This is a genomic window from Plantactinospora endophytica (assembly GCF_016862915.1).
Taxonomy (GTDB): Bacteria; Actinomycetota; Actinomycetes; order Mycobacteriales; family Micromonosporaceae; genus Plantactinospora; species Plantactinospora endophytica.
In genome coordinates, this window is the sequence record NZ_BONW01000002.1 from 201,257 (window position 1) to 224,820 (window position 23,564).

The window sequence follows — 23,564 nt, forward strand, 5'->3', positions numbered from 1 at the left end:
AACGACCCGTCGATCGAGATCACGGCTGCGGGGTCAGCCGGCCGGCCTGCCGTCGTGCCGCACGCGGACTAGGGTGGGCGGATGACCGAGCAACCCTTCGTGCTGGTCCGGGGCGAGGTGGTCCGGGAGGTTCCGCCGGAGGTCGCCCGCTTCTCGGTGACGGTCGCCGCCCGGGACAAGGATCGTCCGGCGGCACTGTCCCGGCTCGCCGAGCGGTCCGCGGCGGTCCGGGTGCTGATCGACGGCTACGGCGACGCGATCGAGCGCCGGGAGACCGGCGACCTGTGGGTACGCCCCGAACTGAAGCGGTCCGGCGAGAAGGTCACCGGGTACGCCGGCAGCGCCACCACCACCGTCACGGTGACCGACTTCGGGGTGCTCGGCGAGTTGATGCTCCGGCTCGCCGACCAGGACCAGACCACCGTCGCCGGCCCCTGGTGGGAGCTGCGGCCAACCAGCCCGGCACACCGGGAGGCACGGCGGGCCGCCGTCGCGGAGGCGATCACCCGAGCCCGGGAGTACGCCGACGCGCTCGGCGCCGAGGTCACCGGCCTGCTGCACCTCTCCGACGCCGGCCTCACCGCACAGCCGGTGATGATGACCCGGGCCGCGCACACCATGGGCTACCGGGCGGCCGGCGGGGCACCGCCGGAACTCGAACTCGACCCGCAGGTGCAGACCGTGCACGCCACCGTCGAGGCCCGGTTCGCGATCACCCCGCCGATCCTGACCGGCGGACAAATGCCGGTGCGCGACACTGCCGCTCCGGGCTAGCCTGACGCCCATGTCCGCCACGACCCGACTCATGCGCCGGCCCCGGAGGGGCCGCAGCTAGGTCGCGCGCGGACAACCCGCCCGCGTCGAACGGGCCTCTCGATTCCTTCGAGGGGCCCGTTTCGCCGTGCGTGGGGCCGGGCCCCTCCCGACACCTCGTGGAGGACGCCATGACCTACCTGACCACACCGATCTACTACGTCAACGACCTGCCGCACGTCGGGCACGCGTACAGCACGGTGCTGGCCGACGCGCTGGCCCGCTGGGAGCGGTTGTGTGGGCGACCGGCCCGGCTGGTCACCGGCACCGACGAGCACGGCGCCAAGGTGCGGCGGGCGGCGGCGGAGGCCGGAATCGCGCCGGCAACGCTGGCCGAACGCACCGCCGGCCGGTTCCGGTCCACCTGGGACCGGCTCGGCATCGGGTACGACGAGTTCGTCCGTACCACCTCCGCCCGGCACCGGCAGACGGTGACGGAACTACTGACCCGGGTGCACGACGCCGGTCACCTCCGCCCCGGCCGGTACGACGGGCGGTACTGCGTCGGCTGTGAGGCGTACACGCCGGAGCTGGTCTGTCCGGTGCACGGCCGGCCGACCGAGCTGGTCGGCGAGGAGAACTGGTTCTTCCGGCTCTCCGAGTTCGCCGGCCCGCTCGCCGAGTGGTTCGACCGGTGCCCGGACGCGGTCCGGCCGGCGAGTCGCCGCAACGAGGCGCTGGGCTGGCTGCGCCGGGGACTGACCGACTTCTCCATCAGCCGGGCCGGCCTGGACTGGGGCATCCCGCTGCCCTGGGACCCGACCCAGGTGACGTACGTCTGGTTCGACGCGCTCGGCAGCTATCTCACCGCCGCCGGCTGGCCGTCGCCGGAGTTCACCCGCTGGTGGCCGGCGCGGCACGTGATCGGCAAGGACATCCTGCGGTTCCACGCGATCTACTGGCCGGCGATCCTGCTCGCCGCCGACCTGCCGCTGCCGGAGCGGATCACCGTGCACGGCTTCCTGCTGCAACGCGGCAGCAAGATCGCGAAATCGGGGGAGCGGACCGTCGCCCTGGACGACCTGCTCGACCGGTTCGGGCCGGAAGGGCTCCGCTACCACCTGCTCCGGGACAACCCGGTCGGCCCGGACGGGGAGTTCTCGGTCGCCTCGGTCGAGGCACGCTACAACGCAGACCTGGCGAACACGCTCGGCAACCTGCTCTCCCGGGTGACCGCGCTGGTGGTGTCCCGGTGCGCCGGGACCGGCCCGGCGCCGGGCCGGCGTTCCCCGCTCGCCCCGGTCGCCGCCGAGTGTGCCGGGGCGAGTGCGGACGGCTGGACGGCCGGTCAGCCCGCCGACGCGCTGGCCGCCGCGTGGCGACTGGTGGCGGCGACCAACTCGTACCTGGTCGCGGCGCAGCCGTGGCGGTTGCCGGTCGGCTCGGCCGAGGCGGCCACGGTACTCGGCGACGCGCTGGAGGCGCTGCGGATCGTCGCCGTACTCGCCGCACCGGCGGTGCCTGGGACGTCGGCCCGGATCTGGCGCCAGATCGGGCTCGACGGGTACGCCCCGCGGGTCCCCGACGATCTCGCCTGGGGCGGATATCCGGGCGACTGCCGGGTCGGCCGGGCCGCGCCGCTCTTTCCCCGGCTTCCGACCGGCGGGCCCGGGCTCGCGACCGGGCAGTAGTCGACAGCCGGGGCGGTGGGATAGTTCCCGGATGCGTCCCGAACCGTTCGCACACACCATGGACCAGTTGGTGGCCCGGGCCCGCGCGCTGGCGTCGACCGGGCCACGCCGGCTGCTCGGCATCACCGGCGCACCCGGTGCGGGCAAGTCGACCCTGGCCGGGCTGCTGGTGGCGGCGCTGCCCGGCGTCGCCGAACTGGTGCCGATGGACGGGTTCCACCTGGCCGACGCCGAACTGCACCGGCTCGGCCGGCACGCCCGCAAGGGTGCGCTCGACACCTTCGACGGTGCCGGCTTCGTCGCGCTGCTGCGCCGGCTGCGGGCCGGCACCGAGACGGTGTACGCGCCGGAGTTCCGCCGCGAGATCGAGGAGCCGGTCGCCGGGGCGATCCCGGTGCCGCCGACGGTGCCGCTGCTGGTGGTGGAGGGGAACTACCTGCTGGTACCGGAACCGCCCTGGGCCGAGGTACGCGACCTCCTCGACGAGGTGTGGTTCCTGGACCTCGACGAGACCGAACGGTTGCGCCGGTTGACCGAGCGGCACATCGCGTTCGGCCGGGAACCGGTCGAGGCGGCGGACCGGGCCCGGGGCACCGACCAGCGCAACGCCGAGCTGATCGCCGGTACCGTCGGCCGGGCGGACCTGGTCGTCCGGATGGCACCGTCCAATCCGGCCTGAGGCCGGTCCACTGCCCTCGGTCGGCGACGCGTGATCCGGGCCCGTCCCCGGTGTGCCGATCCGACCCCGTCTCCGGTGATCCATTCCGACCTGTCGCCGTAGGTCCCGGATTGCTCACTGCCCATCGGTCGATACCAGTACCCGGCGGGGTGATAGCGAAGCGCATCGAGGACTGGTAGACCGATCGGCAAGCTGTTTCGACCGTGTTGCACGCCGTCGGCGACGATCGGCAGGAGAGCCGTGTCAGTTCGGAAACTGTTGGCCGGGTACGCCGGGGTGAACGGCGCGCTGCTGGTGGCCTTCTACGCGCTGCCGGCGCCGCGTCCACTGGTGACCGCCGCGTTCGGGGTCACCAGCATGGTGGCCGTGGCGGTCGGCATCCGGCGGTACCGGCCGAACCGCGCGTACTCCTGGTGGCTGCTCGGCACCGCGCTCGGGATCTTCGCCGTCGGCGACACCGTCTACCTGCTCGCCGCGAATCTTCCGCTCGGCGACTCCCGGGCCGACTCCGGGCTCGTCTCGGACTTCTTCTACCTGGTGATGGTGCCGTTGATCGGTGCCGGACTGCTCGGGCTGACCCGCTCCACCACCGGGGCCCGGGACCGGTCCGGGCTGCTCGACTTCCTGATCTTCACCACCGCCGGCGCCTTCCTGCTCTGGGTACTCGTGATCCGGCCGTACCTGATCGGTCCGGGGACGAGCACGTTCGAGCAGTCGGTGCTGGCCGCGTACGCGCTGCTCGACGTGCTGCTGCTGGCCACCGCCGTACGGGTGGCGGTGACCTCGCGGGGCAGCGTCGCCGGGCTGCTGCTGGCGGCCGGCGCGGCCGGAATGCTGATCTCCGACCTCGTCTACGGCGCCGCGCTGCTGCGCGGTGACTGGCAGCCGGGCGGCCCGACCGAGTTGGGCTGGCTCTCCTTCTACGTCGCCTGGGGCGCCGCCGCGCTGCACCCGTCGATGGCGACGCTGACCGAGCCGGCCGCCCCGCCGGACAGCGAGATCGACAAGGGCCGGCTGGTCCTGCTCGGCATCGCCGCCACGCTCGCCCCGGCGATGCTGCTCTACGAGGTGCTCAACGGCGACGTCCGGGACGGTTCGGTGATCGCCGTCGTCGGCGGTGTGGTCTTCGCCCTGGTGCTGACCCGGCTCGGCGACGCGGTGGACGGCCACCGGCAGGCGGTCGCCCGGGAGCGGAGCCTGCGGCAGTCCGGCGCCGAACTGGTGGCCGCGACCGACGCCGCCGGGGTCCGCCGGGCGGTACGGACCGCCGTGGCCCGGCTGGTGCCCCGGCAGTCCGCACACCGGATGGTCTTCTCGATCAACCACACCGACGGGGTACCGGCCGCCGCGATGAGCATCTGGGGTCCGGGGATGGCCAGCCCGTCCCCGTTCTATCCGGCGCCGACCGCTGCCGCCGCCCGGCGCAGCCGGCTGCTCCGGGTCCGGACCCTGCAACCGGCGCTGGCCGAGCAACTCGGGGGCTTCGAGACGGTCGCGCTCTGCCCGCTGGTCGGCGACGGCCGGGTCGGTGCCGGCGAGGGCGGCCGGGCCAGCGGGGCACCCCGGGTCGGTGCGCTGCTGGTGGCCACCGACAGCCGGCTGCTGCCGACGCTGCGGGACTCGCTGGAGGTGCTGGCCGCGCAGGCGGCGATGGCACTGGAACGGATCAGCCTGGCCCAGGAGATCAACCGCCGGGACAGCGAGGCGTACTTCCGCAGCCTGGTGCAGAACGCGGCCGACGTGATCCTGATCGTCGACGACGACCACCAGGTCCGGTACGCCAGCCCGTCGGTACGGACGGTGCTCGGCATCGAGCCGGCGGACTGCACCGACCTGGCCACCGTGCTCTCCCCCGAGGACCAGCTCCCGGTCGTCGCCCTGCTCGACTCGGCCCTCGCCGACGCGGACCGTCGCGCACTCGACTGGAGCGTACGGCGGCCCGACGGGCAGCGGGTGCAGCTCGAGGTGACCTGTCGGGACCTGCGAAAGGACCGCACGGTACGCGGCTTCGTGCTGACCATGCGGGACATCACCGAGCGGGTACGGCTGGAGCAGGAGCTGACCCACCGGGCGGTGCACGACTCGCTGACCGGGCTGGCCAACCGGGCGTCCTATCAGGACCAGGTGTACGAGGCGGTGGAGAAGGCCCGGGACGGCGACCGTACCGTCGGCACGCTCTCCATCGACCTGGACGAGTTCACCGCCGTCAACGACACCCACGGGCACGCCATCGGCGACGCGCTGCTGATCGCCGCCGGGGAGCGGCTGCGCGAGATCGTCGGCCCGAACGACCTGGTGGCCCGGCTCGGCGGCGACGAGTTCGCGGTGCTGATCCCGGAGGCGGACGATCCGGAGCAGGTCGAGCGGGTCGCAGACCACCTGGTCCGGGCGCTCGCCGAACCGCTGGAGGTCGGCGACACCGTGGTCAACGGGTCGGTCAGCATCGGGGTGGCCACCAGCGCCGACGCGAGCGACGCCGGTGAGCTGCTGCAACGCGCCGACCTGGCGCTATACGTCGCCAAGGGGGCCGGCAAGGGGCGCTGGTGCCGCTACCAGTCCGAGCTGCACACCGCGATCGTGGAGCGGCTGGAGCTGCGGGCCGCGCTGACCGAGGCGGTGCAGAAGCTCAGCTTCTCGGTCGACTACCAGCCGATCGTGGACATGCGTACCGGGGTGGCGGTCGGGTTCGAGGCGCTGGCCCGGTGGCACCATCCGGCCCGGGGACCGGTGCCGCCGGAGCTGTTCATCGGGCTGGCCGAGGAGACCGGGCTGATCGAGCCGATCGGGGACTACGTGTTGCGCCAGGCGGCCGGTGCGGTGGCCCGCTGGCGGGCGGAGCGGGGCGACATGAGTGCGCCGTACGTGAGCATCAACGTCTCGGCCCGGCAACTCCGTACCCCGGGCTTCGTCGGCACCGTACGCGGGGCGCTGGCCGCCGCCGAGGTACCGCCGGACCGGGTGATGCTGGAGATCACCGAGAGCCTGCTGCTGCGGGACCAGGAGCCGGTCTGGGCCGAGTTGTCCGAGCTGCGCTCCCTCGGCCTGCGGGTCGCCATCGACGACTTCGGCACCGGGTTCTCGTCGCTGAGCTACCTCCAGCAGATGCCGGCCGACGTACTCAAGATCGACCGGTCGTTCACCGAGACGGTGGCCTCGTCGCGGCGGCAGCGGCTGCTGGTGGAGGGGATCATCCGACTGGCCGGCACGCTGGGCCTGGACATCATCGCCGAGGGGGTGGAGACCGAGGCGGTCCGGACCATCCTGCTCGACATGGGCTGCGCCTCTGGCCAGGGCTACCTCTTCTCCCGGCCGCTCAAGGACCGGGACGTACTGGGCTGGCTCGGCGACGGGCCCGCGCCCGGCGCCCTGCCCAAGCCCCGCCCGGCCACCGACTGACGCCGGCCACCGACTGGCGCCGGCTGCCGGCCGGTCGCTCCTGGCCGGGCTGCTGCCGAGGACGTTCCGAGCGGTGGGGAAGCTGGCGACGCGTTCAGTCGGCCGTCGGGGTCACCGAACGCTGGACCCGGGCCGGGTTGCCGACCGCGACGACGCCGGGCGGCAGGTCCCGGGTGACCACGCTGCCGGCGCCGACCACGGTGTCCGGGCCGATGGTGACGCCGCCGAGCACGATCACCCCGCCGCCGAGCCAGACGTTGTCGCCGACGGTGATCGGCCGGGCCGCCTCCCAGCCGGCCCGGCGCTGCGCCGGATCGAGCGGGTGGTACGGGGTGAGCAGTTGCACGTTCGGCCCGATCTGGACGTCGGCGCCGATCTCGATGGCGGCGACGTCGAGCAGTACGGCGTTGAAGTTCAGGTACGACCGGTCGCCGATCCGGATCTGCGTGCCGTAGTCGCAGTAGAAGGGCGGCCGGACCACCACCCGGTCACCGACCGCACCGAGCAGGGCGCGCAACAGTGCCTGGTGCCGCTCCGGCCGGTCGGCCGGGGTCGAGTTGTAGTCCTGCACCAGCAGGGCGGCGCGGCGGGTCAGCGCGACGAGTTCCGGGTCGTCTGCCCGGTAGAGGTCACCGGCGAGCATCCGCTCCCGCTGGGAGCGCGGATCCGCGCCGGAGGCCATCACCGGACCGGCCCGCTCAGTCGTTGGCGTGCAGCGCGGCGTTCAGCTCGATGCCCCGGCCGGTACGCGGCTTCGCCTCCAGCGCGCCGGTCACCGAGTTGCGCCAGAACAGCAGCCCGTCGACCCCGGACAGCTCGCGGGCCTTGACCACCCGGCCGTCCGGCAGGGTCACCTTGGAACCGGCGGTGATGTAGCAGCCGGCCTCGACCACACAGTCGTCGCCGAGCGAGATGCCGATCCCGGCGTTGGCGCCGAGCAGGCTCCGCTCGCCGATCCGGACCTTCTCCTTGCCGCCGCCGGAGAGGGTACCCATGATCGAGGCGCCCGCGCCGACGTCGGAGCCGTCCCCGACCACCACACCGGCGACGATCCGGCCCTCCACCATCGAGGCGCCCAGGGTGCCGGCGTTGAAGTTGCAGAAGCCCTCGTGCATCACGGTGGTGCCGCTGGCCAGGTGCGCGCCGAGGCGTACCCGGTCGGCGTCGGCGATCCGGACCCCGGACGGGACGACGTAGTCGGTCATCCGGGGGAACTTGTCGACCCCGTAGACGGCCAGGTGCCGGCCGGCGGCCCGCTCGATCACCCGCAGCTCGTCGACCCGCTCCGGCGGGCACGGCCCGGCCGAGGTCCAGGCGACGTTCGCCAGCAGGCCGAAGATGCCGTCGAGGTTCAGCTCGTTGGGCCGGACCAGGCGGTGGGAGAGCAGGTGCAGCCGGAGGTACGCGTCGGCGGCGTCCTTGATCGGGTCGGCCAGCGAGCCGATCTCGGTGACCACCACGGCGGTACGCAGCCCCGGCAGCGCCCGGTCGCCGATCGCACCCGGCGGCAGGTCGAGTACGTCACCGTCCTCGCCGGCCACCAGCGGAGAGGAACCGAGGCCGAGCTTGCCGGTCGGATACCACGTGTCGAGCACCTGGTCCCCGGCGAGCGTGGCCACTCCGATTCCCCAGGCGGGCTGTTCGGTCGTCACCGGGTCTACCTCTCCGTCATCCGTCTGGAACTCCGGCTCAGCCGTGAGTGTGGAACGTCATTTCCGGGCCTCGGACGCGTCCCGCCGATACGACCTTGACGGTACCGTCTCCCACCATGGAGAACCCGCTCACCCCCGAGGTGTTGGCCGATCCGGTGGCGTTGACCCGCGCCCTGGTCGACATCGAGTCCGTCTCGCGCGACGAGAAGGAGATCGCGGACTGCGTCGAGGAGGTGCTCAGGAACGTCCCGCACCTGACCGTGGCGCGGCACAGCAACACGATCATGGCCCGTACCGACCTGGGTCGGGCCCAGCGGGTGGTGCTGGCGGGGCATCTCGACACCGTGCCGCTGAACAACAACTTCCCGTCCACCGTGCAGGGCGACCTGATCTACGGCTGCGGCACCTCGGACATGAAGTCCGGGGTGGCGTACGCGCTGCACCTGGCGGTGAGCGTGCCCGAGCCCCGGTACGACGTGACCTACTTCTTCTACGAGGCCGAGGAGATCGAGTCCCGCTACAACGGGCTGACCCTGGTCGCGCAGGCGCATCCGGAGTGGCTGACCGCCGACTTCGCGGTACTGCTGGAGCCCACCCACGGGGTGGTGGAGGCGGGCTGCCAGGGCACCATGCGGGCGATCGTCAGCGCGACCGGCCGGCGGGCGCACTCGGCCCGCTCGTGGAACGGGGTGAACGCGATCCACGGGATCGGCGGCGCGCTCAACCGACTGGCCGGGTACCAGGCCCGGATGGTCACCATCGACGGCTGCGTGTACCGCGAGGGGATGAACGCGGTCCGGATCAGCGGAGGCGTCGCCGGCAACGTGGTACCGGACCTCTGCGAGATGGAGGTGAACTACCGGTTCGCGCCGGACCGGACGGCCGAGGAGGCGGAGGCGCACGTACGCGAGGTCTTCGACGGCTATCTGGTCCGGGTGACCGACTCGGCGCCCGGGGCGCTGCCGGGGCTGACCGCGGCACCGGCCCGGGAGTTCCTGACGGCGGTCGGCGCGGACCCGATCGGCAAGCTGGGCTGGACGGACGTGTCGCGGTTCGCCGCGCTGGGCATCCCGGCGCTGAACTTCGGGCCGGGCGACCCGAACCTGGCGCACGCCCCAGACGAACACGTCGAGATCGGCAAGATCCGGGACGGCGCGGCCACCCTGCACCGCTGGCTCGCCTCGCACTAAGCCGGCAGCGGGATTACCCGTCGAGCTGGGAGATTTGGGTCCGGTGCCGGCCGGCGGTGGCCCCTTTGCCGCCGGCCGGCACCAGCTTCCCCGTGCTATCCGGTCGGCGGACTACCCGTCGACGTGCTGCTGGTTACGCGATTCGTGCTCCCGCCCCGGCTCGCTGTCGTCGGCACCGATCGGCGCGGCGTTGCGCGCCATCCGGCGCTCGGCGACCACCGCCCGGATCCGGCGCTGCATCTGTCGTCGAAGCCGGATGATCTCCCCGCTGGTCATCACAGTTCCCCCCGAAGGTGCGCGGCCGTGTTGTGGGCGCCGCGCGTTCCCCCTTGTGTGCTTGGTAAGACGCCGGCCAGCACCGTTTGGTTGCGTCGGTGCTGGATGTTCGTCCTGTGACGTACCGGATCACGCCACCCCGCCCGTGGTCCACCGGATTACGGTGGACCCCATGAACCACAGCGAGCGGCGAAACCGCAGCCGGGGACCGGGACCGGAACGGCACCGGGGCGCGGTCACCCTGCGCCGCGAGGCGATCCCGGTGAGTACGGCGGACCAGCGGCTGCTCGACTCCCGGAGCCGGGGCGACTGGAAGACCAAGGACGCCTGGCGGGCACTGCGGATCCTGTCGGAGTTCGTGGAGGGCTTCGACACCCTGGCCGACCTGCCCCCGGCGGTAAGCGTCTTCGGCTCGGCCCGCAGCAAGCCGGACAGCCCCGAGTGCGTACTCGCCGAGGAGCTGGGGGCGGCGCTCGCCGCCGCAGGCTACGCGGTGATCACGGGTGGCGGGCCCGGCGTGATGGAGGCCGCCAACCGGGGCGCCACCGAGGCGGGCGGGCTGTCGGTCGGGCTCGGCATCGAGTTGCCGTTCGAGCAGGGCATCAACGACTGGGTCGACATGGCGATCGACTTCCGGTACTTCTTCGCCCGCAAGACCATGTTCGTCAAGTACGCCCAGGCGTTCGTGGTGTTGCCGGGCGGGTTCGGCACCCTGGACGAGCTGTTCGAGGCGCTGACCCTGGTGCAGACCGGCAAGGTGACCCGGTTCCCGGTGGTCCTGATGGGTACGGCGTACTGGAGCGGGCTGCTCGACTGGCTCCGGGACACGCTCGCGGCCGACGGCAAGATCGGTCTTGCCGATCTCGAACTGATCATCGTGACGGACGACGTGAACGCCGCCGTCCGGCACATCATCGAGGCGGACGCGGCCCTGGCCGCCGAGCAGGAGGCGTTGCAGGAGACCGCGATCGCCCAGGCCGAGGCCGCCCAGCAGTCGGCTGCCGGCCGGCGCGACTCCCGCTGACCCGCCGAATTGGCGGCGCGGCCCACCCCCCGTGGGTGGGCCGCGCCGGTGACTCCGTTCAGGACAGCACCTGGATGCTTCCCGGTGAGAAGACCGTGGAGTCGCCGGGCGGAAGGGCGATCGACGGAAAGCCGGTGCAGAACCCTCCGGTGTAGACCACGATCGTGGCGTCGGTCTGGTTCCGTACGGTGGTCCCCGGCGGCAGCGCGCCGCGTAGCTGGTGGCAGCCGGCCGGCGGGTTGACCAGTACGGCGATCGGGCCGGTCGGACCACCGACGGTGACCCGGCCGGTGGCGGCGAGGCCGGGCGAGGCGGCGAACCCGACCGCCGCAGCGGCCAGGACACCGACGACGGCCACCCGGGCCGTCCGGCGTCCGGCGCCCGTCCGGCGGGTCGTCGTGCCGCCTTCCACCGGCGCTGCCTCGGAAATGTGCATGAAGCTCCTCCCCAGGATGGAAACGCTGTCGAACGTTCGCCGGCCGCCGTTGCCGGAGCGTCGGCGGTTGGCGGCTGGCCCGCACGTTACGGCCGGTGGGCTTCATCTCGCTTTCACCTGACTTGCGGCGCGGGTACGCGAGCGCGCACCGCCGTCCGTCCTCCCGGAACGTCGGACGGAGCCTCGGTGGGGTCACCCGGACAGGTCGGCCGCTGCACGCAGGGCCGTGTGCAGGTCCTCGCAGTTCGGTTCCGTCGCGTGCCCGCGCGTCGAATGCCGGGATACGGCCGGGTCGCCGACGCCGCTCGCGGGGCCGGCTCAGCCCCTGGGCTGGTTGAACCGGACCTCGTTGCCGGCCGGGTCACGGAACGCGCAGTCGCGTACCCCGTACGCCTGGTCGATCGGCTCCTGGACGACGTCGGCGCCGGCCGCCGAAATGCGCGCGAACGTCGCGTCGCAGTCGTCGGTCCAGAACACCATGCGGCCGTAGACGCCCTTGGCCATCAGGTCGGAGACGGCGTCGCGGTCCCCGGTCGACATGTTCGGGTTCGCGTGCGGGGGTTCGAGCACGATGTCGACGTCCGGCTGGGCCGGCGAGCCGACCGTCACCCAGCGCATGTCGCCGTACCCGACGTCGTTGCGGATCTCCAGGCCGAGGACGTCGCGGTAGAACGTGATCGCCTTCTCGTGGTCGTCGACGGCCAGGAAGGTGTGCGAAAGTCTGATGTCCATGCAGGTCAGGCTATGACGTGCCGGGCCGGCCGGGTTTCCTTGTTCCGGACCGGTCTGGTGACGATCTTGGCGACGCAGGGCGGGATCCCGGCCAATGCCGCATGGTTGCGGGCCCGGTAGGCGCTCGGCGACTCGCCGACCAGTTGGGTGAAGCGGGAGCTGAACGAGCCGAGCGAGGAGCCGCCGACGGCCATGCAGACCTCGGTCACCGTCAGGTCGCCCCGGCGCAGCAGGGCCTTCGCGCGCTCGATCCGGCGGGTCATCAGATAGGCGTACGGAGTCTCGCCGAAGGCGGTCCGGAAACTGCGCGAGAAGTGACCGGGCGACATCAGGGCGTCCCGGGCGAGCGCGGTCACGTCCAGCGGTCGCGCGTACTCCCGGTCCATCCGGTCCCGGGCGCGACGCAGGCGTACGAGATCGGCCCGGTCCATGCCCACCATTCTGGCACGCCGCCCGACGGGCGCCTGATTACGGTGCTTGTGTCCGTTTCGGTCGAGCGAGTTCCAGTCGCTCTAGGCAACCTTCGTCTGCTCGTCGCCGAAGTCTGCGATGAGCCTGAGTGTCCCGCCAAGGGCCGTCACGTAGCGGCTGAGTACGTCTTGGGTGGAGAAGTCGCCGCCTTCGATCTGTGACACCCGGGCGACCGAGATCCCCATCCGGGTCGCTACCTGCTCCTGGGTCAGTCCTCGTCGTCTGCGCATCTCGGCCAGGCGCCAACCACGTGCCTCGTCGAGTATCCGGCCGAGGCTGACCGCGAAGGCTTCCGGGCCGCCTGCCGTTTCGACCGCGCGTTCCAGATGACCAGATGCACGCCAGCGTCGAACCTCATTCATCGTCCTCTCCTCTTCCTGTTTCTCTGGGTGGCTAGTAGGAGCGTCGATGGTGACTTCCGAGGTGACGGCTTCTGCGTCTGGTGAGTATAGCCACGGCGAACTGACATTCGGCGGTATCCAGCAGGGGGTACCGGTCACGGCCTGCGGGCAGAATCGACCGCCGGAAGCACACAACCTATCCAACGTCGGCCCAGACGGGCCTACCCGATCGGATAAGGCTGCTGTCGCCTGACCGACATCCGCGAGTAATATTTCTCCGCGATGGATCAGGCTGGCCGGGCCAATACTCCGAGGGAGTCCTCATGACGAACCCGCCGCCGGTCGAACCGACCCAGTCGACGCCCTATATTCCCGGACCCGGGCCTCTCACGCCGCCATCTACAGGCGGACTGCGGCCCCCGGGCGCACCGCGCAGGAAGCAGAAGGTCGTCCCGTGGATCGCTGGCGGCCTCGCCGGACTATTCCTCTTCTGTTGCGGGATCGCAGCTATCGTAAATCTCGCGGATAGCCCGACGAACGGGGCCGATCCCGTCGCTGCCACGGCGACTAGTACGTCGGTGAGACCAACACCAGTCAAGACTGCGACTGCGGCGCCGACGACGACGCCAAGTGCTGCCCCATCAGAAGCCGAAACCACGCCACCGGCGAAACCCAAGCCGAAGACCTATTCGGGGCGCGGCGACGACGTGGTGAAGATTCCTGAACTGACCGACCTCTCTGTCGTGGTCTTCAAATGCCCGCGCTGCACCAGCAACACCATCGTGCAGAGCGACGGCCCGGAAGGTCTTCTCGTCAATGAGATTGGCGCCTACAGTGGCAAAGCATGGATCAACCTGGAGGAAGACTCCTTGACCAGCCAGTTCGATGTCCAAGCCAGCGGAAAATGGACGTTGACTGTCGGGACGGTTGATCAGCTTGCAACCAAGGCGCTCTCGGGGAAAGCCGCGGGGAAGGGCGACGACGTGATTCTTCTCGGCGGAGACTACGACACAGCGAAGATCACGCACTCGAAGGGCAACTCAAACTTCGTCGTTTACGCCTACAATCTCGACTCCGGCGAGGGTGGACTGCTGGTGAACGAGATCGGCGGTTACTCGGGCCGGCGTCCGTTGGAGGCGCCCGCGCTCGTACAGGTCAAGGCCGACGGAAACTGGACGATCGGGCCAGCGTAGTTCCCGCACTTAACAACGGATCTTCGGCCTGACGCGGCGGCGCCCACCGACCAGTTTCGGTGGGCGCCACAGACTTGGGGGCCAAGCGGCCGGTTCGTGCGTGAAGTTAGTCGATCCGTACCTGGGCTTGGCCATCCCTTGTCTGCTGTCGGGACGAGGAGGTGACAACTCCGGCTACGGCGCCTGGCCTGCTACTGCGGTGACGAATGTGGTCCAGGCGGTGGGGGTGAAGGTGAGGGTGCCGTTGTCGCGGTGTTTGCTGTCCCGGACGAGTACGCGGCCGGGCAGGTTGTCGGCCACCTCCACGCAGTTCCCGCCGTTGGAGCTGCTGCGGGTGCTGGTGCGCCACCGGGCGCCGGTCAGGTCAACCATTCTCTTGCCCTCAGGTGTGCTATCGACAGGTCGCGCGGCAGCGCTACCGATCTCACAGTGTCCCAGGTGCGCCAGAGCGCGGCAACGTCGCTCGTCATCCGGCCTGCCGCCTGGTCGTCCAGATAGGCGACGTCGGGCCGGTCGTCCAGGCTGGCGATGACAAATGCTCCGGCCTGGCCGGGATGCAGGCCGGCGTGCAGCGGCAGCACGTGCACCATCACGAACGGGCGCTGGGCCATCTCGACCAGGTGATCGAGCTGCGGATGCATGATTTCCGGGTCGCCTCGGCGCAGCGCTGCCTCGTCCACCACGAAGACGGTCAGCGGTGGCTTGGGTCGGTCGAAGACCGCCGCCTGGCGCTTGAGTCGGGCCGCCACGTGACCGTCGATCTCGTCACCGCCGAGCGGTCCGCTGCCGAGCACCGCGCGGGCGTACGCCTCGGTCTGGAGCAGGCCCGGCAGCACTGCCGCTTCGAATGACCGTAGCGAGGTCGCCTCCCGTTCGACGTCGGCCCACGGGCGGAACCATTCGAGTTCCCGGCGGCGGAGGACGTCCGGCCAGAGTTCGCCGACATCCCGGCCGAGTAGGTCCGCCACCGCCGTCCGGTGACGCGGCTGTGGGATCCGGCCCGGCGTCAACCACCGCCCGGCGGTCTTCGGATCGACGCCCACCTTCTCCGCGAGCGACTCGGCGGTCTCCCCGACCTCGGCCATCGCGATCCGCAGGATCTCGTTCACGTGCCCTCCGTAGTGGACGTCCAGGATTTCCCCGGAACATACAACTACGTTGTGTGTTTGTCTCGCCACGCCGAGCAGGCTTCAGATAGCGGAACTGTTCGGTGGCGGCAACCGCCCGGACGGAACCGCGCGGGGACCGCCCGGATCGTCTCCCCGTAAGTCGGGCGGTCCCCGCCTCCATCCCACCGCAGAGCAGCACGACGGAGAGGAGCAGCGGGATGAGCTGGAGAAGGCGGCAACCGGAACGTCACCGCCGGGACTGGCGGCGACTCTGGCGCTACTGCCGGTGCGGGCTGCGCTGGTGCTGCCCGGACGACGTACCCGTGACGCAGATGCCGTGGCCTCCGCCACCGCCACCGGCGGGGGTGCCGGCGCCGGTTGATTCGGAGCCGGGTCCGCGACCGACCTCGGGCACGGCCCGGAACGCCAACCGGGGCCCGGGCTGGACGATACCCACCGGCCGTGCCGGTCGGCCGATCTCAGCCCGCTCCGGGCACACCGCCGCCGGGCAGCCGAGCCGATAATCCGGCCCGCGCGATGAATCCGCCGTTCGCACGCCGACGACCGCACGTACCGACCCGGCCGAGGTACCTCTGCCGGACCTGCGCCGCCCCCTGGCCGTGCCAGCCGGCCCGACTGAACCTGCTGCACGCCTATCGCGGTGCCCGGGCCAACCTCCTGATCCACCTCGCCGGGCACCTGCACCGGGCGCTCTGCGATCTCCTCGCCACCTCACCCAACCTCGACCAGGTGGCCCTCTGCCTACGCTTCCTCGGCTGGGTCCCCGACTGGGCAGCCCGTGCCACGCTCTCATGATCCTTGTCGATCTGTGGTTAGTGGGGAACCACGAGTCGCCGAGAATCAAGACCCGGAGCAGGAGGAGACGCGCGGGCGTACCTGAGGGGGACTCGTCGGCGCGGCGTGGTGTGATGAGCGGCGTGCAGGCGTACCGGCTGGTCCGTCGGGCGGCCGAGGCCGGACCGGCGCGACACGACGATCCCGTACAACGGGAGGTGATCGCGCACACCGACGGGCCGCTGCTGGTCCTGGGTGGACCGGGCACCGGCAAGACCGGCACCCTGGTCGAGGCGGTCGCCGCGCGGGTCGCCGACGGCGTCGACCCGGAACGCATCCTCGTGCTGGCGTTCAGCCGGCGCTCGGCCACCGCGCTGCGGCACCGGATCGAGGCCCGGATCGCCGAGGTCACCAACCGGGTACTGCACGAGCCGCTGGTCCGGACCTTCCCGGCGTACGCCTTCGGGCTGCTCCGCCGGTCGGCGGCGGAACGCGGCGAGCCGTCCCCCCGACTGCTCACCGGTCCCGAGCAGGATCTGATCATCCGGGAACTGCTCGGGGTGATCGGGGTCGAGGACGACCAGCCCGAAGCCGGGGACGAGATCGAGGACCCGGTCGGCTGGCCGGCGGAGTTGCGCCCGGCGCTGCGTACCCGGGCCTTCGCCGAACAGCTCCGCGACCTGCTGATGCGGGCCGCCGAACGCGGCGTCGGGCCGACCGAGCTGGCCCGGCTCGGCGAACGCCTCGGTCGGGCCGACTGGCCGGCCGCCGCCCGCTTCCTCCGGCAGTACGTCGCCGTGCTCGCCCTGCGCGACGTCACCACCCGGGGCTCGGTCGCCTACGACCCGGCCGAACTGGTCCGGGCCGCCTCCGGGCTGCTCACCGACGACCCCGAACTGCTCGACGCCGAACGGGCCCGGCTCGCCCACGTATACGTCGACGAGCTGGCCGACACCGACCCGGCCCAGGTGGACCTGCTGCACCTGGTGGGCGGTGGCGGCAAACCGCTGGTGGCGTTCGCCGACCCGGACTCGTCCACGTACGCCTTCCGGGGCGCCGACCCGGCCGTCGTCGGCACGTTCCCGCACCGGTTCCGTACCGTCTCCGGGGCGGTGGCCCGGACGGTGCTGCTGCTCACGTCGTACCGGGCCGGGCCGGGACTGCTGGCTGCGACCCGGCGGTTGGCGCGGCGGCTGCGCGGGCCGGTGGCCCACCGCGACCTGCACCCGGCACCGGACGCCGAGCCGGGGACGGTGGAGATCCGCACCTTCCGCTCCGGCACCAGCGAGGCGGCCTACCTGGCGCACGCGCTACGGTCCGCGCACCTGCTCGACGGGATTCCCTGGTCGAGGATGGCGGTGCTGCTCCGCTCCACCACGCTGCAACTGCCGCCGCTGCAACGCGCCATGCACACCGTCGGGGTGCCGACCGTGGTGCACGCCGAGGACCTGCCGCTGCACCTGCAACCGGCGGTGTCGCCGCTGTTGCTGCTGCTGCGCTGCGCGCTCGAACCGGACCGGCTGGACGAGGACGCGGTGGTGACGCTGCTGCACTCGCCGCTCGGCGGCGCCGACCCGCTGGCCGAGCGGCGGCTCCGGCAGGGGTTGCGGGCGCTGGCGCTGGCCGGCGGGGACCGGCGGCCCTCCGGCGCCCTGCTGGTGGAGGCGTTGCGGGATCCGCGCGACCTGCTCTCGATCGAACGCCGCTGGGCGGCCCCGGCGCAGGCGGTCGCCACCCTGCTCGGTGCGGCCCGGGAGGCGGCCACGGTGCCCGGGGCGACCGCCGAGGAGGTGCTCTGGGCGGTGTGGCGGGCCAGCGGCCTCGCCGAACGCTGGACCGGTGCGTTGGCCCGGTCCCGTACCAGCGCCGGGGCACAGGACAGCGGGCTGCGCTGGCGGGCCGCCGCCGCCGACCGGGACCTGGACGCGATCGTCGTACTCTTCGACGCGGCGGCACGGTTCGTCGACCGGTTGCCCGGGGCGCGTACCGAGGTCTTCCTCGACCACGTGCTGGGGCAGCAGTTGCCGGCCGACACCCTCGCGCCGAGCGCCGACCGGGGCGAGGCGGTACGCCTGCTCACCGCGCACGCGGCCAAGGGGCTGGAGTGGGACCTGGTCGCGCTGGCCGGGGTACAGGAGGGGATCTGGCCGGACCTGCGGCTGCGCGGCAGCCTGCTCGGCTCGGAGCGGCTGGTCGACGTACTCGCCGGTCGGAGCGAGGGCGCCGGGGTCGCGGCCACCCTGGCCGGGCAGGGTTCGGCGATGCTGGACGAGGAACGCCGACTGTTCTACGTCGCCGCGACCCGGGCCCGGCGCAGGCTGCTGGTCAGCGCGGTCGCCTCGGCGGCGGTGGGGGTGGCCGACCACGAGGAGCAGCCGAGCCGGTTCCTCTACGAACTCGGCCCGGCGGTCGAGCGCCCCGACGACGACGCCGACACTGCTGGCCGGGGCGGCCCGGCCGGCCGAGGTGGTCCATCCGGCGGGAGCGGTCCGGGCGGCGGAAGCGGCAGCCGTGAGCCCGATGGCCCGGGCGGCCCGGCCACCGGTGGCGGGGCGGCGCCGGGTGGGGACGAACCGGCGGCCGAGGAGGTGGACGGGGTCGCGGACGACGTACCGGCGCTGCCGGTCGGTCGGCCGCCCCGGGCGTTGACGCTGTCGGCGCTGGTCGCCGAGCTGCGTACCGCCGTCACCGACCCGGCGGCGTCACCGGCCCGGCGGCGCGCTGCGGCGGAGGAACTGGCCCGGCTGGCCGTCGCCGGGGTTCCGGGAGCGCATCCCGACGACTGGTGGGGGCTGCGTCCGCTCTCCGACGACCGGCCGCTGGTGGACGAGGGCGAACCCGTCCGGGTCACCCCGTCCGGGATGGAGAGCGCGCTCCGGTGCAGCCTGCGCTGGCTGCTGGAACGGCACGGCGGCCGGCCGCCGGCCAGCTCCGCGCAGGGGGTGGGCAACCTGGTGCACGCCGCCGCGATGCTCGCCGAGGACGCCAGCGCCGACCGGGGCAAACTGCTGGAGTACGTCGCCGCCCGGTTCGACGTGATCGAACTCGCGGCCCGCTGGATGGCCGGCACCGAACGGGCCCGCGCCGAGGTGATGGTCGACAAGCTGCTGCGCTGGCTGGCCGGCAACCCGCGCCGGCTGCTCGCCATCGAACACGAGTTCGCGGTACGCCTCGACGACCCGAAACGGCCGATCGAGCTGACCGGCCGGGTGGACCGGCTGGAGGTGGACGCCGACGGCCGGCTCGTGGTGATCGACCTCAAGACCGGCAAGTCGACGGCGGTGACCGCGTCGGAGCTGGCCGAGCATCCACAGCTCGGCGCGTACCAGGCGGCGGTGGAGGCGGGGGCGTTCGACGACCTCGGCGTGGGGTCGGAGTCGGGTGGGGCGGCGCTGGTGCAGCTCGGCACGTCGACCCAGGACGCGAAGGAGCAGGTCCAGCCGCCGGTCGGGGCGGCCGAGGAGGCGGGTAGCTGGGCGCGGGCGATGGTCCGGCGTACCGCCGACACGATGGCCGCGGCCACCTTCTCCGCCGTCGCCAACTCGAAGTGCCGGGTCTGCCCGGTACGCAGCAGTTGCCCGATCTCCGGCCAGGGTCGCCAGGTCGTCGAGCCACCCACCCGGCGCCGCCCGGACGCCGCCGCCCCGCCGAGGCCGCCGGGCCAGCGCGGCGGCGGTTCGGGAGCGCCCGGCCAGCGCGGTGGCGGTGGTGGCGGCCGATGACCCAGCCCTCGCTGTTCAGCCCGACGCCCACCCAGCGGGTCGCCGACGCCGGGCCGCGCTACACCCCGGTCGAGCTGGCCAAGCTGCTCCGGCTGCCGGCGCCGACCCTGGAACAGGCCGCGATCATCTCGGCGCCGGTGGAGCCGCTGCTGGTGGTCGCCGGAGCCGGTTCCGGCAAGACCGAGACGATGGCCGCCCGGGTGGTCTGGCTGGTCGCCAACGGGTACGTCGAACCCGGGCACGTGCTCGGCCTCACCTTCACCCGCAAGGCGGCCGGGGAACTCGGGATGCGGATCCGGACCCGCCTCGGCCAGTTGGTACGCCGGCTCGGCCGGAACAGCCGCAACAGCGACGACGACCCGTTCGGCGGCGAGCCGACCGTGGCGACGTACCACTCGTACGCGGCCCGGATCGTCACCGAGCACGGGCTGCGCGGCGGGTACGAGCCGTCGACCCGGCTGCTCACCGAGGCGTCCCGCTGGCAGATCGTCGACTCGCTGGTCCGCAACCACGACGGCGACATGTCCGAGGTCGAACGGATGCCGAGCACCGTCACCGACGCCGTTCTCGCACTCGCCGCCGACCTGGCCGAACACCTGGCCACCCCGGACGACCTGGCTGCCTGGACGGGCAGGTTCTTCGCCGACGTGCAGGCCCGGCCGGGCCGGGTCTACGCCGACGTACGCAAGGCATTGCATATCCAGCAACTCCGGCTCCGGCTGCTGCCGCTGGTCCGGGCGTACGCCCAGCGCAAGGACGACTTCGAGGCGATGGACTTCGGCGACCAGCTCGCCCGGGCGGCGCTGGTGGCTCGGCAGCACCCGGAGGTCGGCGCGATCGAGCGCGGGCGCTACCGGGTGGTGCTGCTCGACGAATACCAGGACACCTCGCACGCCCAGGTGGTGCTGCTGCACTCGCTCTACGGCGGCGGCCACCCGGTCACCGCCGTCGGCGACCCGTGCCAGTCGATCTACGGCTGGCGGGGCGCCAGCGCCGGCACCCTGGACCGGTTCCCGACCGAGTTCGCCCAGCCGGACGGCACCCCGGCCCAGGTACGGACGCTCACCACGAGTTGGCGGAACCGACCGCAGATCCTGGACGTCGCCAACGGGCTCGCCGCGCCGCTGCGCGCCGCCGGGGCACAGGTCGCCGAGCTGGCCGCCGCGTTCCGGGTGGACGAGGAGATCCCGGGCCGCACCGGCCGGGGGTACCCGGGCGGCACGGTGCACTGCGCGCTGCTCGACACGTACGCCGACGAGGCCGACTGGATCGCCGACAGCATCCTCGCCGCCTGGCGGGGGGCGGCCCGGATGCCGGACGCGCTGCCGGAGCAGATCCCGGTGCTGGCCCGGCCGACGACGGCGGTACTGGTCCGGCTGCGCAGCCAGATCCCGGCGATCGAGGCGGCACTCCGTGACCGGGGACTGCCGGTCGAGGTGGTCGGGCTCGGCGGACTGCTGGACACCCCCGAGGTGCGGGACGTGGTCTGCACGCTGCGGGTGCTCTCCGACCCGACCGACGGTGCGGCGCTGCTCCGGCTGCTGACCGGGGCACGCTGGCGGATCGGTCCCCGGGACCTGGTCGCCCTGCACCGCCGGGCCACCGCGATCGCCCGCGCCCGCCGGGAACTGTCCCGGCAGGACGACGAGGACGAGCCGGAGATCGTCACCGACCGGTTGGACGAGGCGACCCTGGTCGAGGCGTTGGCCGACCTCGGGCCGGCGCAGGCGTACTCGGCGGAGGGCTATGCCCGGCTGCGGGCGTACGGGAGGGAACTCGGCCTGCTCCGGCACCGCCTGGACCAGCCGTTGCCGGACCTGCTCGCGGACGTCGAGCGGACCATCGGCCTCGACGTCGAGGTGGCGGTACGCGCCGGCAGCGACGGCCGGGGCGGCGACGCCGGCCTGGCCCGGGGCCACCTGGACGCGCTCGGCGACGTGGCGGCCCGGTTCGCCGGCGACTCGGCCGGTGCGCCGCTGCACGCCTTCCTGGCCTTCCTCGCCGCCGCCGAGGACGAGGAGCGCGGACTGTCCCCGGGCGAGGTGGAGGTGGTCGAGGGCGCGGTGCAGATCCTCACCGCACACGCCGCCAAGGGCCTGGAGTGGGACGTCGTCTCGGTGGCCGGGTTGAGCCGGGGCGTCTGGCCGGGTACGGCCCGGGGCTCCGACCACTACCTGCTCGGGCTCGGCGTGCTGCCGTTCCCGCTGCGCGGCGACGCGGACGGGCTGCCCGAGCTGGCACTGCACGACGCCGACGACCAGAAGGCGGTGGCCCGGGCGCTGACCACCTTCACCGACGACTGGCGGGCGCACGACGAGCGGGAGGAACGCCGGCTCGCGTACGTCGCGGTCACCCGGCCGCGCCGGCTGCTGCTCTGCTCCGGGTACTGGTGGGGCGAGGGGACGAAGCGGGCGCGCGGCCCGTCGGTGTTCCTCGCCGAGGTGTACGAGTGGTGCCTGACCACGCCCGAGGCCGGCGAGAGCGGGTTCGTGGTCGACGCCTGGGCGCCGGAGCCGGCGGCGGACGCCACCAACCCGACCACCGAGGTGGTACTCCGGGCCGAGTGGCCGGCCGACCCGCTGGGGTCCCGACGGCCGGCCCTCGCCGAGGCCGCCGCCCTGGTCCGCCGCCTGATGTCGGAACAGCCGACCGGCACCGCAGACCCGGCCGAGGAACCGGCCGAGCCGGTGGCGGCGGCGGAGGAAGCGGTTGGGGACGGTGCCGGCGAGCTGCCGGCGGTGGATCCGGAGGCGGCCGTCGCGGCGGCGGCCTGGCGGCGGGAGGCCGACCTGCTGCTCGCCGAGCGGGACATGCTGGCCGACCGCTCCGGGCCGGTCGAGGTGGCACTTCCCGGCCACCTGTCGGTGTCGCAGCTCGTCGCGCTGCGCCGGGACCCGGCGACGCTGGCCCGCGCGCTGCGCCGGCCGATGCCCCGGCGCCCCGAGCCGCACGCCCGCCGGGGCACGGCCTTCCATGCCTGGCTGGAGCAGCGGTACGGGATCAGCCGGCTGCTCGACGTCGACGAGCTGCCGGGTGCGGCGGACTCGGACGCCGCGCCGGACGCGGCGCTCGCCGAGTTGCAGGAGCGGTTCCTGGCCAGCGAGTGGGCCGACCGCCATCCGGTCGAGGTCGAGGTGCCGTTCGCCACCATGATCGGCGGGCTGCTGGTCCGGGGCCGGATGGACGCCGTCTTCACCCTCCCCGGCGGGCGGTACGACGTCGTCGACTGGAAGACCGGCCGGCAACCGACCGGCGTCGATGCGGACGCGGCGGCGGTGCAGTTGGCGGCGTACCGGCTGGCCTGGGCGGAACTGGCCGGGGTACCGGTCGACCGGGTACGCGCGGCCTTCCACTACGTACGCGAGAACGCCACCGTGCGCCCGGCGGACCTGCTCGACGCCGACGGCCTGGCCGCGCTGGTGGCTCAGGTGCCGTCGGCGGCGGCCGGCAGTGCCGCCGGGATTCCGGCAACTCCCTGATCTGCCGGAATCCGTGCCGCTCGGCCGGCAGTGTGCTAGCGTGGGTGCGTTGCAGTTTTGGTTCCCAGAGACTCTGTGTGCGCCTGCGGGATTGTGACCGTAGGCGCTCTTTGTTATGTCCGGAGTTCTCCGGGCGGGGCGACCAGAGCGACAGCGGCCCACCAGCCACGGTGGGCAACTTTTCGGTCCGCAACAGGTGCGGACCGAGCGTTCCGTCAGGAGACGAAACACATGGCAATTGGCACCGTGAAGTGGTTCAACGCCGACAAGGGCTTCGGCTTCATCACCCCGGACGGCGGCGGCGCTGACGTCTTCGCCCACTTCTCCGCGATCCAGAGCTCCGGCTACCGGAGCCTGGACGAGAACCAGCGGGTGGAGTTCGAGGTCACCCAGGGCCAGAAGGGCCCGCAGGCGGAGAACATCCGCCCGCTCTGACCGAGCGGCCTCCGTGGCGCGAGCCCGGAGCCTAAGTTCCACCACCGCGCCCGAGCGGCGTGGTGACGCGGCCAGCCCGCGCCCGACGGCACGGGCTGGCTCCCGCGTTTTTCCCGGTCCGTGGCTGCGGTCGCCGGGCGTACCGCCCCGGTGACCGAGCCGGCGGGCGGACGCCGGCAGACCTTCCTCG

General features: G+C 72.7%; 20 protein-coding genes. 11 read left to right on the plus strand and 9 right to left on the minus strand.

Annotated features, from left to right (window positions below):
• Positions 1–81: 81 nt before the first annotated feature.
• The 4 genes from Pen02_RS03835 to Pen02_RS03850 all read left to right on the plus strand — a co-directional run bounded on the left by Pen02_RS03835 (position 82) and on the right by Pen02_RS03850 (position 6,519).
• Complete coding sequence (locus Pen02_RS03835; protein ID WP_203864501.1) at positions 82–774, plus strand: SIMPL domain-containing protein; 693 nt, start codon at positions 82–84, stop codon at positions 772–774.
• Positions 775–944: 170 nt separating this feature from the next.
• The gene (locus Pen02_RS03840; RefSeq protein ID WP_203864502.1) at positions 945–2,444 is read left to right on the plus strand and encodes a class I tRNA ligase family protein; all 1,500 of its coding nucleotides are present in this window, start codon (positions 945–947) and stop codon (positions 2,442–2,444) included.
• A 31-nt stretch (positions 2,445–2,475) separates the two neighbouring features.
• Entirely contained in the window at positions 2,476–3,123 is a 648-nt protein-coding gene (locus tag Pen02_RS03845; RefSeq protein WP_203864503.1) for a nucleoside/nucleotide kinase family protein, read from the plus strand.
• A gap of 240 nt (positions 3,124–3,363) precedes the next feature.
• On the plus strand, positions 3,364–6,519 hold the full coding sequence (locus tag Pen02_RS03850) for a putative bifunctional diguanylate cyclase/phosphodiesterase (protein WP_203864504.1): 3,156 nt from the start codon (positions 3,364–3,366) through the stop codon (positions 6,517–6,519).
• A 94-nt stretch (positions 6,520–6,613) separates the two neighbouring features.
• Here the strand turns inward: Pen02_RS03850 and Pen02_RS03855 are convergent, their stop codons facing one another.
• Together Pen02_RS03855 and dapD are read right to left on the minus strand one after the other, a co-directional pair.
• On the minus strand, positions 6,614–7,201 hold the full coding sequence (locus Pen02_RS03855) for a sugar O-acetyltransferase (protein ID WP_239140027.1): 588 nt from the start codon (positions 7,199–7,201) through the stop codon (positions 6,614–6,616).
• 16 nt (positions 7,202–7,217) lie between these two features.
• On the minus strand, positions 7,218–8,171 hold the full coding sequence (dapD, locus tag Pen02_RS03860) for a 2,3,4,5-tetrahydropyridine-2,6-dicarboxylate N-succinyltransferase (RefSeq protein WP_203864505.1): 954 nt from the start codon (positions 8,169–8,171) through the stop codon (positions 7,218–7,220).
• 116 nt (positions 8,172–8,287) lie between these two features.
• Between dapD and dapE the strand changes: the two genes are divergently transcribed.
• On the plus strand, positions 8,288–9,361 hold the full coding sequence (dapE, locus tag Pen02_RS03865; RefSeq protein ID WP_203864506.1) for a succinyl-diaminopimelate desuccinylase: 1,074 nt from the start codon (positions 8,288–8,290) through the stop codon (positions 9,359–9,361).
• Positions 9,362–9,472: 111 nt separating this feature from the next.
• On the opposite strand, the gene Pen02_RS03870 is transcribed toward dapE, so the two are convergent.
• The gene (locus Pen02_RS03870) at positions 9,473–9,637 is read right to left on the minus strand and encodes a hypothetical protein (protein WP_203864769.1); all 165 of its coding nucleotides are present in this window, start codon (positions 9,635–9,637) and stop codon (positions 9,473–9,475) included.
• Between the two features lie 172 nt (positions 9,638–9,809).
• Here Pen02_RS03870 and Pen02_RS03875 point away from each other — a divergent pair, with 172 nt between their 5' ends.
• A complete protein-coding gene (locus Pen02_RS03875; protein WP_203864507.1) occupies positions 9,810–10,661 on the plus strand; it encodes an LOG family protein in 852 nt (283 codons plus the stop codon).
• Between the two features lie 58 nt (positions 10,662–10,719).
• Here the strand turns inward: Pen02_RS03875 and Pen02_RS03880 are convergent, their stop codons facing one another.
• The 4 genes from Pen02_RS03880 to Pen02_RS03895 all read right to left on the minus strand — a co-directional run bounded on the left by Pen02_RS03880 (position 10,720) and on the right by Pen02_RS03895 (position 12,662).
• Positions 10,720–11,097, minus strand: coding sequence for a hypothetical protein (locus tag Pen02_RS03880; RefSeq protein WP_203864508.1), 378 nt, complete (start codon positions 11,095–11,097; stop codon positions 10,720–10,722).
• 318 nt (positions 11,098–11,415) lie between these two features.
• The gene (locus Pen02_RS03885) at positions 11,416–11,829 is read right to left on the minus strand and encodes a VOC family protein (RefSeq protein WP_203864509.1); all 414 of its coding nucleotides are present in this window, start codon (positions 11,827–11,829) and stop codon (positions 11,416–11,418) included.
• 5 nt (positions 11,830–11,834) lie between these two features.
• Positions 11,835–12,260 carry a helix-turn-helix domain-containing protein gene (locus tag Pen02_RS03890; RefSeq protein ID WP_203864510.1) on the minus strand — a complete coding sequence of 142 codons (426 nt, stop codon included), beginning with the start codon at positions 12,258–12,260 and terminating at the stop codon, positions 11,835–11,837.
• Positions 12,261–12,341: 81 nt separating this feature from the next.
• Positions 12,342–12,662, minus strand: coding sequence for a helix-turn-helix domain-containing protein (locus Pen02_RS03895; RefSeq protein WP_203864511.1), 321 nt, complete (start codon positions 12,660–12,662; stop codon positions 12,342–12,344).
• A gap of 302 nt (positions 12,663–12,964) precedes the next feature.
• Between Pen02_RS03895 and Pen02_RS03900 the strand changes: the two genes are divergently transcribed.
• On the plus strand, positions 12,965–13,834 hold the full coding sequence (locus tag Pen02_RS03900; protein WP_203864512.1) for a hypothetical protein: 870 nt from the start codon (positions 12,965–12,967) through the stop codon (positions 13,832–13,834).
• Positions 13,835–14,008: 174 nt separating this feature from the next.
• Here the strand turns inward: Pen02_RS03900 and Pen02_RS03905 are convergent, their stop codons facing one another.
• Both Pen02_RS03905 and Pen02_RS03910 read right to left on the minus strand, forming a co-directional pair.
• Positions 14,009–14,206, minus strand: a complete 198-nt coding sequence (locus Pen02_RS03905) for a DUF397 domain-containing protein (protein WP_203864513.1) — start codon at positions 14,204–14,206, stop codon at positions 14,009–14,011.
• Positions 14,194–14,919, minus strand: coding sequence for a DUF5753 domain-containing protein (locus Pen02_RS03910; protein ID WP_372445574.1), 726 nt, complete (start codon positions 14,917–14,919; stop codon positions 14,194–14,196). Before Pen02_RS03910 ends, Pen02_RS03905 begins: the two co-directional genes overlap by 13 nt.
• 561 nt (positions 14,920–15,480) lie before the next feature.
• On the opposite strand from Pen02_RS03910, the gene Pen02_RS03915 reads away from it, so the two are divergent.
• The 4 genes from Pen02_RS03915 (at position 15,481) to cspE (ending at position 23,374) form a co-directional block, all read left to right on the plus strand.
• Positions 15,481–15,759: a hypothetical protein gene (locus Pen02_RS03915; protein ID WP_203864515.1), complete on the plus strand. Its 279-nt coding sequence runs from the start codon at positions 15,481–15,483 to the stop codon at positions 15,757–15,759.
• A 122-nt stretch (positions 15,760–15,881) separates the two neighbouring features.
• Entirely contained in the window at positions 15,882–19,460 is a 3,579-nt protein-coding gene (locus Pen02_RS03920) for an ATP-dependent helicase (protein WP_203864735.1), read from the plus strand.
• A complete protein-coding gene (locus Pen02_RS03925; RefSeq protein ID WP_203864516.1) occupies positions 19,457–22,939 on the plus strand; it encodes an ATP-dependent helicase in 3,483 nt (1,160 codons plus the stop codon). Before Pen02_RS03920 ends, Pen02_RS03925 begins: the two co-directional genes overlap by 4 nt.
• Before the next feature lie 231 nt (positions 22,940–23,170).
• A complete protein-coding gene (cspE, locus tag Pen02_RS03930; RefSeq protein ID WP_007464836.1) occupies positions 23,171–23,374 on the plus strand; it encodes a transcription antiterminator/RNA stability regulator CspE in 204 nt (67 codons plus the stop codon).
• The last annotated feature ends 190 nt before the right edge of the window (positions 23,375–23,564 follow it).

Excerpts from the sequence above, each read along its gene's own strand:
- Pen02_RS03835 (WP_203864501.1), top strand. The coding sequence starts at position 82 with ATGACCGAGCAACCCTTCGTGCTGGTCCGGGGCGAGGTGGTCCGGGAG.
- Pen02_RS03840 (WP_203864502.1), top strand. The coding sequence starts at position 945 with ATGACCTACCTGACCACACCGATCTACTACGTCAACGACCTGCCGCAC.
- Pen02_RS03845 (WP_203864503.1), top strand. The coding sequence starts at position 2,476 with ATGCGTCCCGAACCGTTCGCACACACCATGGACCAGTTGGTGGCCCGG.
- Pen02_RS03855 (WP_239140027.1), bottom strand. The coding sequence starts at position 7,201 with ATGGCCTCCGGCGCGGATCCGCGCTCCCAGCGGGAGCGGATGCTCGCC.
- dapE (WP_203864506.1), top strand. The coding sequence starts at position 8,288 with ATGGAGAACCCGCTCACCCCCGAGGTGTTGGCCGATCCGGTGGCGTTG.
- Pen02_RS03870 (WP_203864769.1), bottom strand. The coding sequence starts at position 9,637 with ATGACCAGCGGGGAGATCATCCGGCTTCGACGACAGATGCAGCGCCGG.
- Pen02_RS03875 (WP_203864507.1), top strand. The coding sequence starts at position 9,810 with ATGAACCACAGCGAGCGGCGAAACCGCAGCCGGGGACCGGGACCGGAA.
- Pen02_RS03880 (WP_203864508.1), bottom strand. The coding sequence starts at position 11,097 with ATGCACATTTCCGAGGCAGCGCCGGTGGAAGGCGGCACGACGACCCGC.
- Pen02_RS03885 (WP_203864509.1), bottom strand. The coding sequence starts at position 11,829 with ATGGACATCAGACTTTCGCACACCTTCCTGGCCGTCGACGACCACGAG.
- Pen02_RS03890 (WP_203864510.1), bottom strand. The coding sequence starts at position 12,260 with ATGGACCGGGCCGATCTCGTACGCCTGCGTCGCGCCCGGGACCGGATG.
- Pen02_RS03895 (WP_203864511.1), bottom strand. The coding sequence starts at position 12,662 with ATGAATGAGGTTCGACGCTGGCGTGCATCTGGTCATCTGGAACGCGCG.
- Pen02_RS03900 (WP_203864512.1), top strand. The coding sequence starts at position 12,965 with ATGACGAACCCGCCGCCGGTCGAACCGACCCAGTCGACGCCCTATATT.
- Pen02_RS03905 (WP_203864513.1), bottom strand. The coding sequence starts at position 14,206 with ATGGTTGACCTGACCGGCGCCCGGTGGCGCACCAGCACCCGCAGCAGC.
- Pen02_RS03910 (WP_372445574.1), bottom strand. The coding sequence starts at position 14,919 with ATGGCCGAGGTCGGGGAGACCGCCGAGTCGCTCGCGGAGAAGGTGGGC.
- Pen02_RS03915 (WP_203864515.1), top strand. The coding sequence starts at position 15,481 with ATGAATCCGCCGTTCGCACGCCGACGACCGCACGTACCGACCCGGCCG.
- Pen02_RS03925 (WP_203864516.1), top strand. The coding sequence starts at position 19,457 with ATGACCCAGCCCTCGCTGTTCAGCCCGACGCCCACCCAGCGGGTCGCC.
- cspE (WP_007464836.1), top strand. The coding sequence starts at position 23,171 with ATGGCAATTGGCACCGTGAAGTGGTTCAACGCCGACAAGGGCTTCGGC.